The 16,442-nt window shown below is 65.0% G+C and carries 15 protein-coding genes and 4 tRNA genes; 8 read left to right on the forward strand and 11 right to left on the reverse strand.

From position 1 onward, the window contains the following. Positions 1 to 126: 126 nt before the first annotated feature. Positions 127 to 315 carry a hypothetical protein gene (locus M2432_RS03620; RefSeq protein ID WP_280825397.1) on the reverse strand — a complete coding sequence of 63 codons (189 nt, stop codon included), beginning with the start codon at positions 313 to 315 and terminating at the stop codon, positions 127 to 129. 7 nt (positions 316 to 322) lie between these two features. Between M2432_RS03620 and M2432_RS03625 the strand changes: the two genes are divergently transcribed. Further along, positions 323 to 2,422 carry a cellulase family glycosylhydrolase gene (locus tag M2432_RS03625; protein WP_280825398.1) on the forward strand — a complete coding sequence of 700 codons (2,100 nt, stop codon included), beginning with the start codon at positions 323 to 325 and terminating at the stop codon, positions 2,420 to 2,422. A gap of 64 nt (positions 2,423 to 2,486) precedes the next feature. Here the strand turns inward: M2432_RS03625 and M2432_RS03630 are convergent. The 3 genes from M2432_RS03630 to M2432_RS03640 all read right to left on the reverse strand — a co-directional run bounded on the left by M2432_RS03630 (position 2,487) and on the right by M2432_RS03640 (position 2,777). After that, a tRNA-Phe gene (locus tag M2432_RS03630) sits at positions 2,487 to 2,560 on the reverse strand. Between the two features lie 33 nt (positions 2,561 to 2,593). Beyond that, positions 2,594 to 2,670: transfer RNA gene (locus M2432_RS03635), tRNA-Asp, on the reverse strand. A gap of 34 nt (positions 2,671 to 2,704) precedes the next feature. Further along, a tRNA-Glu gene (locus M2432_RS03640) sits at positions 2,705 to 2,777 on the reverse strand. Positions 2,778 to 2,931: 154 nt separating this feature from the next. Here M2432_RS03640 and M2432_RS03645 point away from each other — a divergent pair. Continuing rightward, a tRNA-Lys gene (locus M2432_RS03645) sits at positions 2,932 to 3,004 on the forward strand. Positions 3,005 to 3,097: 93 nt separating this feature from the next. Here the strand turns inward: M2432_RS03645 and M2432_RS03650 are convergent. The 3 genes from M2432_RS03650 to M2432_RS03660 form a co-directional block, all read right to left on the reverse strand. Beyond that, complete coding sequence (locus tag M2432_RS03650; RefSeq protein WP_280825399.1) at positions 3,098 to 3,463, reverse strand: group 1 truncated hemoglobin; 366 nt, start codon at positions 3,461 to 3,463, stop codon at positions 3,098 to 3,100. 81 nt (positions 3,464 to 3,544) lie between these two features. After that, positions 3,545 to 4,690: a serine/threonine-protein kinase gene (locus M2432_RS03655; RefSeq protein ID WP_280825400.1), complete on the reverse strand. Its 1,146-nt coding sequence runs from the start codon at positions 4,688 to 4,690 to the stop codon at positions 3,545 to 3,547. Between the two features lie 98 nt (positions 4,691 to 4,788). Beyond that, positions 4,789 to 5,796, reverse strand: coding sequence for an oxygenase MpaB family protein (locus tag M2432_RS03660; RefSeq protein ID WP_280825401.1), 1,008 nt, complete (start codon positions 5,794 to 5,796; stop codon positions 4,789 to 4,791). A 64-nt stretch (positions 5,797 to 5,860) separates the two neighbouring features. On the opposite strand from M2432_RS03660, the gene M2432_RS03665 reads away from it, so the two are divergent. The 6 genes from M2432_RS03665 (at position 5,861) to M2432_RS03690 (ending at position 12,890) form a co-directional block, all read left to right on the forward strand. Then, positions 5,861 to 6,448, forward strand: coding sequence for a TetR/AcrR family transcriptional regulator (locus tag M2432_RS03665; RefSeq protein WP_280825402.1), 588 nt, complete (start codon positions 5,861 to 5,863; stop codon positions 6,446 to 6,448). Between the two features lie 127 nt (positions 6,449 to 6,575). Next, positions 6,576 to 7,586: an acyl-ACP desaturase gene (locus M2432_RS03670; RefSeq protein ID WP_280825403.1), complete on the forward strand. Its 1,011-nt coding sequence runs from the start codon at positions 6,576 to 6,578 to the stop codon at positions 7,584 to 7,586. Positions 7,587 to 7,621: 35 nt separating this feature from the next. After that, positions 7,622 to 8,755: a tRNA dihydrouridine synthase DusB gene (gene dusB, locus M2432_RS03675; protein ID WP_280825734.1), complete on the forward strand. Its 1,134-nt coding sequence runs from the start codon at positions 7,622 to 7,624 to the stop codon at positions 8,753 to 8,755. 1 nt (position 8,756) lies between these two features. Beyond that, positions 8,757 to 11,162 (forward strand): LCP family protein, encoded by a 2,406-nt coding sequence (locus M2432_RS03680; protein ID WP_280825404.1) that lies wholly within the window; start codon positions 8,757 to 8,759, stop codon positions 11,160 to 11,162. A 78-nt stretch (positions 11,163 to 11,240) separates the two neighbouring features. After that, positions 11,241 to 11,909 (forward strand): phosphate signaling complex protein PhoU, encoded by a 669-nt coding sequence (gene phoU / locus M2432_RS03685; protein WP_280825405.1) that lies wholly within the window; start codon positions 11,241 to 11,243, stop codon positions 11,907 to 11,909. A 6-nt stretch (positions 11,910 to 11,915) separates the two neighbouring features. Next, positions 11,916 to 12,890: a zinc-binding alcohol dehydrogenase family protein gene (locus tag M2432_RS03690; RefSeq protein WP_280825406.1), complete on the forward strand. Its 975-nt coding sequence runs from the start codon at positions 11,916 to 11,918 to the stop codon at positions 12,888 to 12,890. Between the two features lie 47 nt (positions 12,891 to 12,937). Here the strand turns inward: M2432_RS03690 and M2432_RS03695 are convergent, their stop codons facing one another. The 4 genes from M2432_RS03695 to pstC form a co-directional block, all read right to left on the reverse strand. After that, a complete protein-coding gene (locus tag M2432_RS03695) occupies positions 12,938 to 13,612 on the reverse strand; it encodes a response regulator transcription factor (RefSeq protein ID WP_348536293.1) in 675 nt (224 codons plus the stop codon). A 129-nt stretch (positions 13,613 to 13,741) separates the two neighbouring features. Then, the gene (pstB, locus tag M2432_RS03700) at positions 13,742 to 14,518 is read right to left on the reverse strand and encodes a phosphate ABC transporter ATP-binding protein PstB (protein ID WP_280825408.1); all 777 of its coding nucleotides are present in this window, start codon (positions 14,516 to 14,518) and stop codon (positions 13,742 to 13,744) included. 19 nt (positions 14,519 to 14,537) lie between these two features. Next, a complete protein-coding gene (pstA, locus tag M2432_RS03705; RefSeq protein WP_280825409.1) occupies positions 14,538 to 15,440 on the reverse strand; it encodes a phosphate ABC transporter permease PstA in 903 nt (300 codons plus the stop codon). A 2-nt stretch (positions 15,441 to 15,442) separates the two neighbouring features. Further along, positions 15,443 to 16,411 carry a phosphate ABC transporter permease subunit PstC gene (gene pstC / locus M2432_RS03710; RefSeq protein WP_280825410.1) on the reverse strand — a complete coding sequence of 323 codons (969 nt, stop codon included), beginning with the start codon at positions 16,409 to 16,411 and terminating at the stop codon, positions 15,443 to 15,445. Between the last annotated feature and the right edge of the window lie 31 nt (positions 16,412 to 16,442).

Genomic DNA, 16,442 nt, shown 5'->3' on the forward strand with positions numbered 1-16,442 from the left:
AACCGCCTGGGCAGGCACCGGAGATTCCGCCGGCCGCCACGCGACCAGGGACCGCTCAACCACATCGAGCAGTACCCGCGATCACGACGCCTCGGCGAAAGTTGTGACCGCCAGAAAGCCAGGCAATCAAGCCCGGTCGGGTGATGGTGACCAGCACGTCGCGAAACCCTCACCGTCCACCGCAGCCGCTGCGGCACCTTCGGCACGGTCGAACACCGTTGGCGGGTCGGCGAATTCGCCAGCCAGCCAGACTTCGACCACCACTGCCCGGACCGCCAGTGCTGTCAGCGCCGCAGCGTCGTCGCCCGTCTCCAACCCGACAGTGCAGCCCACCCCGACCCTGCCATCCGATCCTGCCAGTGCTTTCCAGGCCCTGGTCTACAACCCCAATCACACCGGTGCCCAGAACTGGATCGACAGCCCGCTGGGCCAGAGCGTGGACGGCGTCATCAACACACTCGCCGGAACCTACGTGATCGGCAACGGCAGCACCGGCACCCAAGCCAACCCCAACGGCGGCGCAGGCGGCTGGTTGCTGGGCGACGGCGGCGCCGGGTGGAACAGCACCAAGCCTGGTGTTGCCGGTGGCAATGGTGGTGCGGCCGGACTGATCGGGACCGGCGGTGACGGAGGAACCGGCGGCGCAGGAGCAGCCGGTGGTACCGGTGGGACAGGCGGTGCCCTGATGGGAGTCGGCGGCCGCGGAGGCGATGGTGGCCCACTGCCCGGCGGGACCGGCGGTGCGGGAGGTCATGGAGGTTCCGCACCGGGCCTGCTGTTCGGCCTCGGTGGCCGGGGAGGCGACGGCGGAGCCGGCGCCGACGGCGGCCGCGGCGGCGACGGTGGTTCTGGCGCATACCTTTTGGGCGGCGGAGGCAGCGGCGGCGTCGGCGGGAACAGTGGCGTCGGAGGCGCCTCGACGACGCTACCGGCGCTCGGCGGGGCCGGCGGCAACGCAGGCCTGCTCGGCCAGCATGGTGCGGTCGGGCAATCCGGTACGGGCGCAACGTTCAGCCAGCATGACTCGTCCGATGCGGTGGCGCCCATAACCTCCACCGGCACCTGGCTGACCAACAGTGACGGGCAGGTCGTCCTGCTGCACGGGGTCAATGAGGTGTACAAGCTGGCACCCTACGAACCATCGGCCAGTGGGTTCACCGCCGATGACGCAGCGTTCTTGGCCGCCAACGGATTCAACGTGGTGCGTCTGGGCGTCATCTGGGCCGCAGTGGAACCCGAACCAGGTGTGTACGACACCGCCTACCTGGATTCCATCCAGCAGACCGTGAACATGCTTGCCAGCCATGGCATCTACACCATCATCGACATGCATCAGGATCTCTACAGCGCGTCGCTGGGCGGCGAGGGCGCCCCTGAATGGGCTACCCAGACCGGAGGCCAGACCAACCAGAATTTCGGCTTCCCTGGCGGCTACTACCTCAATCCCGCCGAGTCCGCGGCCTGGGACAACTTCTGGAACAACTCCAACGCCGCCAACGGAATTGGACTCGAGGACAACTACGCCAAGACGTGGCAGACCGTCGCCGGCTACTTCAGCGGAAATAGCGGAGTCATCGGCTACGACATCATGAACGAGCCGTTCCCGGGCTCGTCGTGGTTGCCGACGCTGCTCGGCGGTTCGTTCTTCGCCGATCAACAACTGACCCCGATGTACAACCAGGCGGCCGCCGCCATCCGGTCGGTCGACCCCTCCACAGCCCTGTACGTCGAACCGGCCAACCCTGCGGTCTCCGAAATTCCCGCCATCCTCGGCGCTCCCGTCCAGTTGGGCACCATCAATGACCCGAATGTTGTTCTGGCGTTTCATGATTACTGCGCGGGCTCGGCCACCAGCAGCATCTGCGGATGGCTGGCCAAGCAGCAGGCCGACACCGCAGCCGCATTCGGCAAGGCCAACAACGTGCCGGTGTTCATGGATGAGTTCGGCGCCTCCGCTGCGCAATCGGACCTGTACGCCGAGATGGACGCCGCCAACCAGAACCTGATGAGCTGGTCCGAGTGGGCGTACTCCGGCGCGGGTGACATCACCACCAGCGGCAACACGGATTCGGAATCGCTGGTCTACAACCCCGCGTTGCCACCGACGGGCTCCAACGTCAACACCAGTTCGCTGCAGGTGCTGGCCACCCCGTACCCGCAGACCATCTCCGGCACCCCGATCGCGTACTCAAATACCAACGGCACCTTCACCTTCAATTACTCGACTGCCAAGACCGACGGTTCGGGCAGCTTCACAGCGGGCTCACGTACCACCATCTCGGTGCCGACCGTGGAGTACCCGAACGGTTACTCGGTGACCGTCACCGGCGGGCACGTGCTGTCGGTCGCCAATGCCCCGACGCTGGTGATCGCCTCCGACTCCGGGGCGAGCACCGTCAACGTGGTCGTGACCGCTTCATAGCCCGTGGCGAAGCCCACAGCGTTTCGAGAATCAAAAAGCCCGCAGTCGCCTGCGGGCTTTAACGTGGCCAGGGCCGGGATCGAACCGGCGACCTTCCGCTTTTCAGGCGGACGCTCGTACCAACTGAGCTACCTGGCCGGACGGCACGACCTCCGAAGTGCCTCGCCGTACTGGCGACCCTGACGGGACTCGAACCCGCGACCTCCGCCGTGACAGGGCGGCGCGCTAACCAACTGCGCCACAGGGCCTTACGTACTACGTGCTCCGCGCTTCCGCGATGCGTACCCCCAACGGGATTCGAACCCGTGCTACCGCCGTGAAAGGGCGGCGTCCTAGGCCACTAGACGATGGGGGCCTAATCCGAATCACTCCGGGGTACTCGCAACGCTTCCGTTGGGAGCTTCGATAGCTTAGGGCACGATTGCCCCGCGCTCCAAACCGGCTCGTTCGAGGGCCCTTCGGGGGCACTTTCGGAGGCACGCCCGAGGACGAAGTATCCTGTGTCCCACGCCCCTATAGCTCAGTCGGTAGAGCTACGGACTTTTAATCCGCAGGTCCCAGGTTCGAGCCCTGGTGGGGGCACAAATTCATCCGTGATCGCGCCAGAGTTCCCAACCTACGGGCAGCGAGAATCCGAGCGGCGGCCTGCTGGAATGCCGTTTCAGAGTCGCTGAGTCAGGCGGTGCGCGCGGTGGCGATGTCCTCGGCCAACGGCGCAATCGCGGCGATGATCTGCTCCACCGTCGCCTCCGGAACCCCGGCCGCAGCCAGGCTGTCGCTCAGATAGGCCGCCACCAGATTGAAATGCCGCATGGTGATTCCGCGCCCGCGGTGAATATCCCGCATCGACGCGCCTGAGTACGGCTCCGGTCCGCCCAGGGCGGCGGCGAAGAATTCCACCTGCCGCCCTTTGAGGCGCGACATGTTGGCGCCGGCGAAGAAACCGGCGAGTTCGGAATCGGCCAGCACTCGTCGGTAGAAGTCCGCCACCACATGCTCGAGCGCCTCGGCCCCTCCGATCTGCTCATAGATGCTCGTCATGCGCTGAGCAAACAGCAGGCTGATTGCTTGACCGTTGCCCAGCGGTGACCCGGCAGCTAAATCGGCCTCACAGACTTGTCGTCAGTCACCGTGTTTCGACTTGTGCCCGTTGCCGTTCCCCTTGTGATGGCCGTCAGGTGGTGGAACATCGACTACCGGCGATGGCGTCGAAACCGGCGGCGGGGGCAGCACGGATGTGGGAGTCGGCACCGGAGTGCTGGTGCCCGCCGGCAGCGGCGGTGCCGGACGGGATGCGAAGTCGACGATTACCGCAGCGATCGCCAGCAACACGGCGATAACGACCGCGGCAATCCACCACAAGGCACGTGGCCGATGTGGCGGCGCCCCAACTGCCAGTGGCGTCGTAGCCGGATCCGGCAGCGGGTCGCCGAGCACCAACGTCTGTGGACGAGCCGCGGGAACGCCGCCAATCAGGGCGCCTCGCATCTCGTTGGCGCTGGTGAAGCGCCAACGAGGATCGCGCGTCATCGCGCGTTCGATGACACCCGCAAGTGCCGGCTGAACATCAGGGCGCAACACGTGCAGCGGCACCGGTTGGTCCTCCGCGACCGCTCGAGCGAGCGCAATCAGATTGTCCTGAGGAAAGGGACGCCGACCGGTGAGCGCCTCGTAACCGAGTACGCCCACCGCGTAGAGATCGTCAGCGACCGTCGCGGGCCGACCCGACATCCGCTCTGCTGTGAGATAGCCCATTGTCCCCAGGATCTGACCAGCCGTCGTCTGAGCGGAGTTGGCACTCTTCGCGATGCCGAAATCAGCGACTTTTGCCGATCCGGAAGCGGTCAACAGGATGTTCCCCGGCTTGATATCGCGGTGCAGGATGCCGGTTGCGTGCGCCAGCGACAGCGCCGAGAGCACGTCGTCGAGAACGGACCTGACCTGCTGCTCCGGCAGCGGGCCGGCGGCGATCGCGTCCGCCAGCGTCCGCCCCGGCAGCCGCTCCATGACGATGTACGGGGTGCCGTCCTGCTCCCCGCAGTCGTGGATCGACACGATATGCGGATGATCCAGCCCTGCCGCCGCGCGCGCCTCAACCTCGAAACGCTGCCGGAAATCCGGTTGCGCGCTCAGCGGCGCGTACAGCAGCTTGACTGCGACCGCACGGTCCAACTTGGTGTCCCAAGCGTCGCGCACCTCGGCCATTCCCCCACGTCCCAGCGTTCCGCGCAGCTGGTATCGACCTGCAAGAACCCCAGGGTGCGGCATAACCCCACGCTAGCCCGATACCGGGTCAGCCGACCCCGTGTAGGTCAGACCGTGCGCAATCCCGCTGTGCCACAACCGCACGCGTTACCGGCGATGCCTCAACCAACCACCGGGCAGTAATGCGTGCCGTCGTGACGAACATCAAGCGGCGGCAGATTCCGGGCCGGCGTCTCGATCAGTGGAGCGTCCATCGGGACCCGACCGCTGGCCCGGTCCAGGCCGGCGCGGGCACGGGGGTGCTTGCGGTACCTCTCGGGCACGAACGCGAACACGATCCGCACCACATCACACAGCCGGTGATGCGACCATTCGTCACGCTCGGTCCAGGTGAAGCCCAGCAGGTCGCGCACCGACTGGTCGTAAAGGCCGACGCACAACCACCGCATCAGCGGGGCGACGGTGCGACGCTGAATAGGGCTGAACACCCGATCCGGCAGCCACCCCAAGAACCACGGCTTGCCGTAGTTCTCCAGCGCCAGCACTTCACGCGTGGCAAAATTGTCCTCTAATACGTTGCGGCACATGTGATCCCAATAGACCTGAAAGTCTTCCCAGGTCTCCGGCACGGGCCGCATGCTCATGCCGTACATCGAGTACCACTGCTTGTGCTCTTCGAACAGCTGGCGCTTTGCGTCCTCGGAGATGCCTCCGCAGAACCGGTCCGCGACGATCAGAGTGCCCATGAAGAACGTCGAGTGCGCCCAGTAGAAGACGTCGGGGTTGAGCGCGTGGTAGCGACGCCCCTGCGAGTCAACGCCCTTGATGTCGACGTGGTAGTCGCGCACCGCGGCACCGGTCTGCGGAGCGCGGTCGCCGTCGAACACCACGCCACCGATCGGATACAGCGAGCGCAGCACCCGCGCCCACGGCTCGGACGCGAACGTCGAGTGCTCCTCGACCGCGGCACCGAGTTGCGGGTGCATGTTCTGCATGGAGCCCGCCCACGGCCCCTGCAGCATGCCGCGCCAGTCACCGAAGTACTTCCAGGTCAGCGAGTCGGGTCCGAGCGGGACCGAGTCGTATCCGCCAGGCGCCACCGGGCAGCCTCCGGTCACGGATTCGCTGGTCACCGGGGATGCATCGGAAGTATTTTGGGTCACTGGCATTCTTTCCTGGACGTCAGCAGCTATCTTGACTACATGCGTTGTCATTATTCAGCCTAGGAGCCACGTGCCTTCAGGTCAACGACCCGGACGCTGGTCAGGCGTGCCACTACAGGACCGTCAGACTCTGCGACGCGATGCACTCATCGCGGCGGGCATCGCCGCACTCGGCGACCCCGCCGGCCCGGCCCTGACCGTGCGGACCGTCTGCCGCACGGCCGAACTGACCGAGCGCTATTTCTACGAAAGCTTCACCGACCGCGACGACTTCGTGCGCGCCGTCTACGACTCGGTATGCACCACCGCCATGGCCGCGCTGAACACCTCGGCAAGTCCACGCGACGCCGTCGAGCGGTTTGTCACGATGATGGTCGACGACCCTACGCGCGGACGGGTCCTGCTGATCGCTCCGGCCAGCGAACCGGTGCTCACTCAGTCCGGCGCCGACTGGATTCCCAGCTTCATCGAACTGTTGCAGCACAAGATGTTTCGCGATACCGATGCAACGCGGCAGGCGCTGGAGGCCACCAGCCTGATCGGCGCCCTCACCGCCTTGTTCACCGGATATCTGAACGGCAAGCTGCCCGCCACGCGCACCCAGTTCGTCGACTACTGCGTCGACATGCTGCTCAGCCGGGTGCCTTCGCATCAGTAAATCCCCATAAATCCCGAAGTAACAGTTCAGATTCACCTGCGCGACGCGACCCGGAACAACTTGATGTCACCGGGGGACACAGATACTCTGACTGCTACCAACAGGTACAGATAACTCGGGAGGTGCCATGTCAGCCGACATGACCGATCTGCAGCTTCTGCGCGAGCTTGAGCCCGTCGTCGAGAAGCTCGTCGACCGGCACATGACCATGCGCAAGGACTGGAACCCCCACGACTACATCCCGTGGTCGGACGGCAAGAACTACTACGCGCTCGGTGGCCAGGACTGGGACCCCGAGCAGGCTCAGCTGTCCGAGGTCGCCCGCGTGGCGATGGTCACCAACCTGCTGACCGAGGACAACCTGCCGTCGTACCACCGCGAGATCGCAATGAACTTCGGCATGGACGGACCGTGGGGCTGGTGGGTCAACCGCTGGACCACAGAAGAGAACCGGCACGGCATCGCGCTGCGCGACTACCTGGTAGTCACCCGCAACTGCGACCCGGTCGAGCTGGAGGAACTGCGGGTCGAGCAGGTCACCCGCGGCTTCTCGCCCGGCCAGAACGACCAGATCGAGGCTGATCTGTTCGCCGAGAGCCTGTTCGACTCGGTCATTTACGTCTCGTTCCAGGAGCTGGCCACTCGTGTCTCGCACCGGAACACCGGCAAGGCCTGCGACGAACCGATCGCCGACCAGCTGCTGCAGCGCATCTCCGCCGACGAGAACCTGCACATGATCTTCTACCGGGACGTCTCGGCTGCCGGTCTGGACATCACGCCCAACCAGGCCATGCGGTCGCTGCACAAGGTGCTGCGCAACTTCAAGATGCCTGGCTACACCATTCCCGACTTCCGCCGCAAAGCGGTGACTATCGCGGCAGGTGGCGTCTACGACCCGCGCATCCACCTCGACGACGTCGTGATGCCCGTGCTGAGGAAGTGGCGCATCTTCGAGCGTGACGACTTCACCGGCGAGGGCGCGCGGATGCGCGACGATCTGGGCAAGCTGGTCGAGGAACTCGAAGACGCCTGCGTGAAGTTCGACGTGGCCAAGGAGCGCCGCCTCGAACGCCAGCGCAAGGTGGCCGAGAAGAAGGCCATGAAAAACCTACTGGTGACATCATCAGCAGTGTCCTAGCTGCGGCTGTTCCGCCCGTCGAATCGGCCCGGTCCCTGCGGATCGGGCCGATCGCGTTGCGCAGCCCCGTAGTCCTGGCACCGATGGCGGGTGTGACGAACGTCGCTTTCCGCACCCTGTGCCGGGAGCAGGAGCTTGCCAAAATGGGCACGGTGTCCGGGCTCTACGTGTGCGAGATGGTGACCGCGCGCGCTCTGGTCGAGCGGAACGCCGCCACCCTGCACATGACCACCTTCGCGCCCGAAGAGTCCCCCCGGTCGCTGCAGCTGTACACCGTCGACCCGGCCACCACCTACGCGGCGGCCAAGATGATCGTCGACGAGAACATGGCCGACCACATCGACATGAACTTTGGCTGCCCGGTACCCAAGGTCACCAGGCGCGGCGGCGGCTCGGCCCTGCCCTACAAGCGAAAGTTGTTCGGGCAGATCGTTTCTGCCGCCGTACGGGCCACCGAAGGCACCAACATCCCGGTGACCGTGAAGTTCCGGATCGGGATCGACGACGCCCACCAGACTCACCTCGATGCAGGCCGGATCGCCGCCGAGGAGGGTGCGGCCGCTGTCGCGCTGCATGCGCGGACTGCCGCACAGCGTTACTCCGGCACAGCCGACTGGGACCAGGTCGCGGCCTTGAAGGCGCACGTCACCAGCGTCCCCGTGTTGGGCAACGGCGACATCTTCGACGCCGATGATGCGCTGAAGATGATGGAGCAGACCGGCTGCGACGGCGTCGTGATCGGCCGCGGCTGCCTGGGTCGGCCGTGGCTGTTCGCCGAACTGTCCGCGGCATTCAACGGACAACCCCGTCCCACCCCACCAACGCTCGGCGAGATCGCGAGCATCATCCGCCGCCACGGCCAACTGCTGGCCGACCATTTCGGTGAGGACAAGGGCATGCGCGACATCCGCAAGCATGTCGCCTGGTACCTACACGGGCTGCCCGCGGGCGCCGACCTGCGTCGTGCGCTAGCCCTGGTCAAGACCCTCTCCGAGCTGGATCAGCTACTCACACAACTGGATTCGGACCTGCCGTTCCCGGACTGCGCGGAGGGCCCACGGGGCCGACAGGGTTCACCCGGCTCGGTGGTGCTGCCGGAGGGCTGGTTGGACGACCCCGACGACTGCACAGTGCCGTTCGGCGCCGATATGGCAAACTCTGGCGGTTGACATGACCGACCGTGACCTGAGCCCCGACGACTGGGGCGGTACCGACGCGAGCAGGGACAGTCATCGGCTGACCCCCACCCCGCGGTCGACAGGTCCGGTCGGGTCGTCGCGGGAGCACGCCCCCGGCAGCGTTCACCAGAACGGCGTCGACGTCGCTAATGACGAATTCGATGCCGACGAGGACGACGACGAATCCACCGGTAACCACGGCGGTGGCGGCGTCAGCGTCGCCGAGTTGATCACCCGGCTGTACGGCAGACAAGCCGAACCGCCGGCTCCACCTAAACCTCCTGCGGCGCCCAAACCTCCCACTGCGCCGAAACTTCCGCCTGCGCCTAAACCTCCCGTCGCAGCCAAGGCCCCCATCACACCAGAGCCGATCGCAGCGCCGAAACCTCCAGTCACGCCGAAGCCGGCCGCGCCCGCTGCCCGGCAGCAAGCTCCCAAACCTCCTAAGCCACCGGAACCGCCGCAGCAGCAGCAGCCGCCGGTTCCGAGCCGGCCACCCCTCGGACGCCCGGACCGCCCCGCCGCCCCCATCCGACGCGAAATCGAATACCCCACAGAGGTTTTCGACGCGGTACCAGTCCGACTGCCCGAACCGGCCCCGCTGGCCGAGGTGCCCGAACCAGTCCCCCCGTCTGATGTGTCCCCCTTGTCGGGCCTGCCCAAACTGGTTGATCAGCCCCACCTCCCCGGTCTGATCGACATGTCCGAAGGCCACGTCGACATGTCCGAAGACCACGCGGAACCCTGGTCCAACGACGAGACGACTCTTCTGGCTGAAGTCGACCCACCGGCGGACGGGCCGGCCCACGTCGACACCCCGCCTCCGGTCGTCGCGCCGCACACCCGCCGCACCGCACTAGTGATCGGCCGCGCGGTGATCGCCCTGGCCGCGATACTGGCGCTGTCTTTGACCGGCTCCGCCTGGCAGTGGCAATCGGTGAAGAACCGCAACATGAACAAGGTTTCGGCGCTCGACCGCAACTCGCGCGACATCGTCGATCCCAACGCTCAGTTCGGCGACGAGAACTTCCTGATCGTCGGCGTCGACAGCCGATACGGCGACAACTCTGATATGGGCGCCGGCACCACCCAAGATGCCGACGGCATCCGGTCGGACTCGATCATGCTGGTCAACATCCCGGCTAGCCGAAAACGCGTCGTGAGCGTGTCATTCCCCCGAGACCTGGCGATCACGCCCACCGCTTGTGAGCCCTGGGACCCCAAGACCGGTAACTACGGCCCGGTCTGGAATGAAGACACCAAAAGCAATGGGCCCGACCAGGTTTACACCGAGACCAAGTTGAACTCGGCATACGCATTCGGCGGTCCGAGATGTCTGGTCAAGATCATCCAGAAGCTGTCCGGACTGTCGATAAGTCGTTTCATGGCAGTCGATTTCGCCGGATTCTCCAAGTTGGTCGACGCGGTCGGCGGCGTCGAGGTGTGCAGCACCACTCCGCTGGAGGACTACGAAATTGGCACGGTCCTGGACCATGCAGGCCGTCAGGTGATCGACGGCAAAACCGCGTTGCAGTACGTGCGGGCACGTCAGGTGACCACCGAGGTCAACGGCGATTACGGCCGGATCAAAAGGCAGCAGATGTTCTTGTCATCACTGCTTCGTTCGATGATCTCCAAGGACACGTTCTTCAACCTGAGCAAGCTCAACAACGTCGTCAACCTGTTCATCGAGGACACCACGGTTGACAACGTCACCACCAAGGACCTGGTCAACCTGGGTCAGTCCATCCAGGGCGTGAACGCCGGCCGGGTGACGTTTGTCACCATCCCCACCGGGGTCACCGATTCCGACGGCAACGAACCGCCCCGCGTCGACGACATGCACGCACTGTTCAGAGCCATCATCGACGACGATCCCCTGCCCGAGGAGCGCAAGGCCGACAACACCCCGGTGTCGGCCGCCCCGCCTGCTCCCGGGGCCGGGTCCGACAGCCCGTCCAACAGCGCGGACAGCGACCTGGTGAACGCCGTCACCGCAGATCCGAGCCAGGTGACGGTTCGGGTATCCAACTCGACCGGGCAAGACGGGCTGGCGGCCACTGCAACCAAACAGCTGGAACAACAGGGCTTTTCTGTCACCACGCCCGACGACTACCAAGGGCAGGTCAAGTCGACGACGGTGTTCTTCTCCCCGGGCCACGAACAGGCGGCCGCAACCGTTGCCTCCAGCCTCACCAATCCCAGCATCGAGCGGATGTCCGGCCTCGGCGATGTCGTCCAAGTGGTGCTCGGGACCGACTTCACCAAGGTGTCCGCGCCGTCGCCAAGTGGTTCGGCGGTTCAGGTCCAGGTTAAGCAGGGCACGCAGGCCGGCGAACCGACAAAACTCCCGGAAGACCTGACCGTCACCAACGCTGCGGATACAACCTGCAAATAGCTCCCGCTCAGCGGCATTCATCGGCCGTTCACCACCAGATCTCCGCGGGCCGGACCATCAGAAAGTACGCTGAATCACATGCGTACCGCGTACCAAGAGCAGCTAGAAGCATTAACCAACCGCCTAGGCGAAATGTGCGGATTGGCTGGTGTTGCCATGGAACGCGCGACCCAAGCCCTGTTGCAGGCTGACCTGGTGTTGGCCGAGCAGGTTATCACCGATCACGACCAGATCGCGGTATTGAGCACCGAAGCAGAGGAACAGGCCTTTGTGATGCTCGCCCTGCAGTCTCCAGTGGCCGGCGATCTGCGGGCCGTGGTCAGTTCCATTCAGATCGTCGCCGATGTAGACCGGATGGGCGCACTGGCACTGCACGTCGCCAAGATCGCCCGCCGTCGCCACCCGCAGCACGCGCTGCCGGAAGAGGTGAACGGCTACTTCGCCGAAATGGGACGGCTGGCAGTCGAATTGGGCAACAACGCCCAAGAAGTGCTGATCACCCATGACCCGGAGCGGGCGGCTCGCATCCAGGAGGAGGACGATGCGATGGATGACCTGCACCGTCATCTGTTCAGCGTGTTGATGGACCGGGAGTGGAAGCACGGCGTGACGGCCGCAGTCGACGTGACGCTGCTCAGCCGGTTCTATGAGCGCTTCGCCGATCACGCGGTCGAGGTTGCACGTCGGGTGATCTTCTTGGTGACGGGCCACTACCCAGAGCAAGACGACCTGCCCGCTTCGCCGTAGATCGCCATGAAAGCGGCGGTCGTTCAGGAATGGGGCCAGACCCCTACCTACACCGACTTTCCCGAACCAGAGCCCCACGGCGGCGCGGTGGTCGCCACCGTCGAGGCGTCCGCGCTGACCAATCTCAGCCGGATGGTCATCATGGGAAAGCACTACAGCAGCAAGGAAATTCAGCTTCCTGCCATCGCAGGAGTGGACGGTGTGGCCCGGCTCGACGACGGTAGTCGGGTCTACACAGGGTCACTGGCACCACACGGGCTGATGGCCGAACGCACCCTGGTGTACCCGGCCGCCGGCGTACCGGTGCCCGAGCACGTCGACTCGGTGACCGCGGCCGCGGTGCCCAATCCCGGCATCTCAGCCTGGATGACACTGGACTACGCCGCTGCCACCAAGCCCGGCGATCACGTCCTGGTGCTCGGTGCCACGGGAGTCACCGGATCCGTAGCCGTCCAGCTGGCCAAGTCGGTGTTCGGGGCGGGCCGGGTGGTAGTGGCGGGCCGCAACCCCTCACGTCTCGACTGGCTGCGCAGCGTCGGAGCCGACGACGTCATTCGGCTCGGTACGGACGACCTGACCGAATCCGTTGTCGCACAACACTCCAACCGTCCGTTCGACGCCGTCATCGACTACCTGTGGGGTTCACCGGCCCAGCAGGTCCTTGCCGCGCTGGCCGCTGCCCACTCGTCAACGCATTTCCACGCCACACGTTTCATCCAGGTTGGCGCCATGACCGGCGAAACCATCAGCGTCGACGCATCGACTCTGCGCAGCACCGGAATCACCTTGCAGGGCTTGGGCATTGGCAGCGTTCCACCTGAGGCCATGACACGGGCGCGCACCGACGGTCTGCCCCAGATGTTCGACATGCTCGATGCCGGAGAATTGCAGATAACCACTGTCGCGCGGCCCTTGGCACAAATCGAAAATGTTTGGGCCACAACCGAACCGTCAGGCACCCGGGTGGTCATCACGCCTTAGGGCGCATGCCGCGAGCTGGTACACGTCGGATTGTTTGTCGCGGTCGTTCAGGCGCAGATTGACGGCGCCAGCCGGTATCCGACCCCCCGAATGGTGCGGATGAACTCGCCGTGTTCGGGGTCGTTGCCGAGCTTGCTGCGCAGTCGTTTGACGTGCACTGCCACGGTGTTGGTGTCCGACGGGCGGCCCCATACCGCGCGGCTGATCTCTTCGCTGCTGGCGACTTTGCCGCGTTGCTCGATGAGAAAAACCAGGAGTTCCAATTCCCGCTGGGTCAGCTGCACTTCACGGCCCCGGACCTGTGTTTCATAGCGGTATAGATCGACGTGGATCGGTCCAGCGACCAACATTCTGGGCTCGGACACGCCGGCGAGGGCGAACCGGGCAATGGTGGCGATGTCGTACGGGCGGGCGATAACGGCGGAAGCCCCGGCTGCCAGCACCGGTCGGGTCAGATCATCTTCGCCAGGTGCGGCACCGACCAGGATCGGCAGATCCGATAACGCCCGCACTGCCGCGGTGATGCTGGCCGCATCGACGGTCGATGTTCTGACCGCGATCACCAGGACGTCGGGAACCTCGGCGCCGACAGTCAGCAGGGTATCGGCTCCGTTGCGGCACCAGGTGGTGCCGATGCCTGCGCGGGCGGCGTCAGCGATCAGGTCGTCGGCGATGGCTGGGTCCGTTTCGGAGAGCACGAGACTGCCGCGCGAGGCACCCAACGCTGCGCGGTGAGTGCCTGCCCCCTTTTGCGCACCCGCTGGCCGCTCCTCGATGGTCAACTCCTGCTGCCCATCCTTTCGTGCCGTTCGTGCGGCCGATCCGCCCCCGACCGACCGCCGCCGGTGCGGCTATCCGAACCGGCCCGAAATGTAGTCCTCTGTCGCCTTCTTGCCCGGATTGGAGAACATCTTCTCGGTGTCGTCGATCTCGATCAACCGACCCGGCTTACCGGTGGCCTCCAAGTTGAAGAACGCGGTCTGATCGCTGACCCGCGCGGCCTGCTGCATGTTGTGGGTCACTATCACGATGGTGTAGTCCTGCTTGAGTTCGGCGACGAGGTCCTCGATGGCCAACGTCGAAATCGGATCCAGCGCCGAACACGGCTCGTCCATCAGCAGCACGTCGGGCTGTACTGCAATCGCGCGGGCGATACACAACCGCTGCTGCTGACCACCCGAGAGGCCCGACCCCGGCTTGTCCAGGCGGTCCTTGACCTCGTTCCAGAGGTTCGCGCCCTTGAGCGATCTCTCGGCGGTCTCGTCGAGGGACTTCTTATTGCGCATGCCCTGCAGTTTCAGTCCGGCAACCACGTTGTCGCGAATCGACATGGTGGGGAACGGATTCGGCCGCTGGAAGACCATGCCGATGGTGCGACGTACACCTACCGGATCGATACCGGGGGCGTAGATGTCCTCGCCGTCGAGCAGAACTGAACCTTCCACCCGTGCCCCCGGGATGACCTCGTGCATGCGGTTCAGCGACCGCAGTACCGTGGACTTGCCACAGCCGGACGGGCCGATGAACGCGGTGACGCTCCGTGGCGGCACGGACAGCGAGACATCGGCGACGGCGTGAAAGGTGCCGTAGTAGATGTTGACGTCTTTGAGGTCGATACGTTTTGCCATGACCAGGGTTCCTGTCGAATCAGCGTTTACGGGTAAGCAGCCGGGTTGCCGCGGCGGCCGCCAGGATCAGGATGGCGACGACGATGATCAGTGTGAGCGCCGCGCCCCACACCCGCAGCTGACCGGCGGGCTGCGGGTTGATCAGCTCGGTGTAGATCAGCAGTGGGAGGGAGGCCATGTTGCCGTCGAACACATCGAAGTTGATCGAGCGGGCGTAACCGACCAGCACCAGCACGGGGGCTGTCTCGCCGATGATGCGCGCGAGCGATAACAGAACGCCGGTGATGATGCCCGGCAGCGCCGTGGGTACCACGATGTGCACGATGGTCTTCCATTTGGGGATGCCGAGCGCATAGCTGGCTTCGCGCAGATCGTTGGGGACCAGCTTGAGCATCTCCTCAGTGGAGCGCACCACAACAGGCAGCATCAGCAGCACCAGCGCCAAGGACACAGCGAAGGCGCTCTGGTGGAAGCCCAGGGTGGTGATCCACAGGCTGAAGATGAACAGCGCCGCCACGATCGAGGGCACGCCAGCCAGCACGTCCACCATGAACGTGGTGGTGCGGGCCAAGCGGCTTCCGCCGTACTCGACCAGGTACACCGCGGCCATCACTCCGAGCGGGATCGCCAGTACCGCAGCGATACTGGCTTGCACAACGGTGCCGTAAAGCGCGTGGTAAACGCCGCCGGCGAACTGTTCGGGCAGCACCCCTTGCAGTGACCGGGTCCACCAGTGCACGGTGATGATGGCGTGCCAGCCCCGCTCGATGACGATGTACAGCACCCACACCAGTGGGATCAGCGCGATCCCGAATGCGGCCGTGACCGCGGTGGTGGCGACAGCGTTCTTGACCTTGCGGTTGGTGCTGGTCGGATAGAGCGTCGGGCCTTTGATCGGTTCCTGCAGTGTCGCGGTAGACATTCTCAGTTCACTTTCGATCCGGCGATGGCCCGGGCGGTGGCATTGACTGCGAACGTCAGCGCAAACAGCACGAAACCGGCCGCGATGTAGGCCCCGGTGGGCAGCGGGGCGCTGAATTCGGCTGCCGCCGAGGCGATCTTGGACGCGAATGTGTATCCGCCGTCGAACAGCGACCAGTGCCCGGCTTTGGCTGCCGACCGCAGAATGATCAACACCGCGACGGTTTCACCAAGAGCGCGGCCCAACCCCAGCATGGCCGCGGCGATCACACCGCTGCGGCCGAACGGCAGCACCGTCAGGCGCACTACTTCCCATTTGGTGGCGCCCAGGGCTTGCGCGGCCTCGATGTGCGGGATTGGGGTCTGGCGGAACACTTCCCGGCTTACCGAGGTGATGATCGGCAGGATCATCACCGCAAGGACGATGCCGGCGGTGAAGATCGTGCCGCCACCTGCCAGCGACACGTTGCCCTGTTTGAACAGGAACAACCAGTCCAGGTTGCGATTGAGGAACGCCGCCACCGGCTTGATCTGTGGCGCCAGCACGAAGATGCCCCACAGCCCGAAAATGATGGAGGGCACCGCGGCCAGCAGGTCGACGACGATAGCGAACGGCCGCGACAGCCGCGCCGGGGCGTAATGCGTCAAGAACAGGGCGATTCCGATCGCCACCGGCACCGCCAGGGACAAGGCAAACGCCGAACTCAGCACGGTAACCATGAACAGGTCGGCGATACCGAACGCCAAGTGCTCGCTGTCCGAGGTGAGGAACCGACTGCTGGTGAAGAAGTTGTCGTGGTTGGCCATCAACGATGGCACCGCCTGAACCAAGAGGAAGATGGCGATTAGCGCAATGGCGATGACGATGGTGGAACCGGCAGCCACCGCGACCGCTTTGAACAACCTGTCACCAAGATGTCCGGTGCCGCGACCGGTCGCTGACCTCATGGGAGATTCCGACGCATCAGGCATCGGTGAAGCTTCCCGCTTCGCGGGTGCCGCC

This window comes from Mycobacterium sp. OTB74, from assembly GCF_029892685.1.
Lineage (GTDB): Bacteria > Actinomycetota > Actinomycetes > Mycobacteriales > Mycobacteriaceae > Mycobacterium.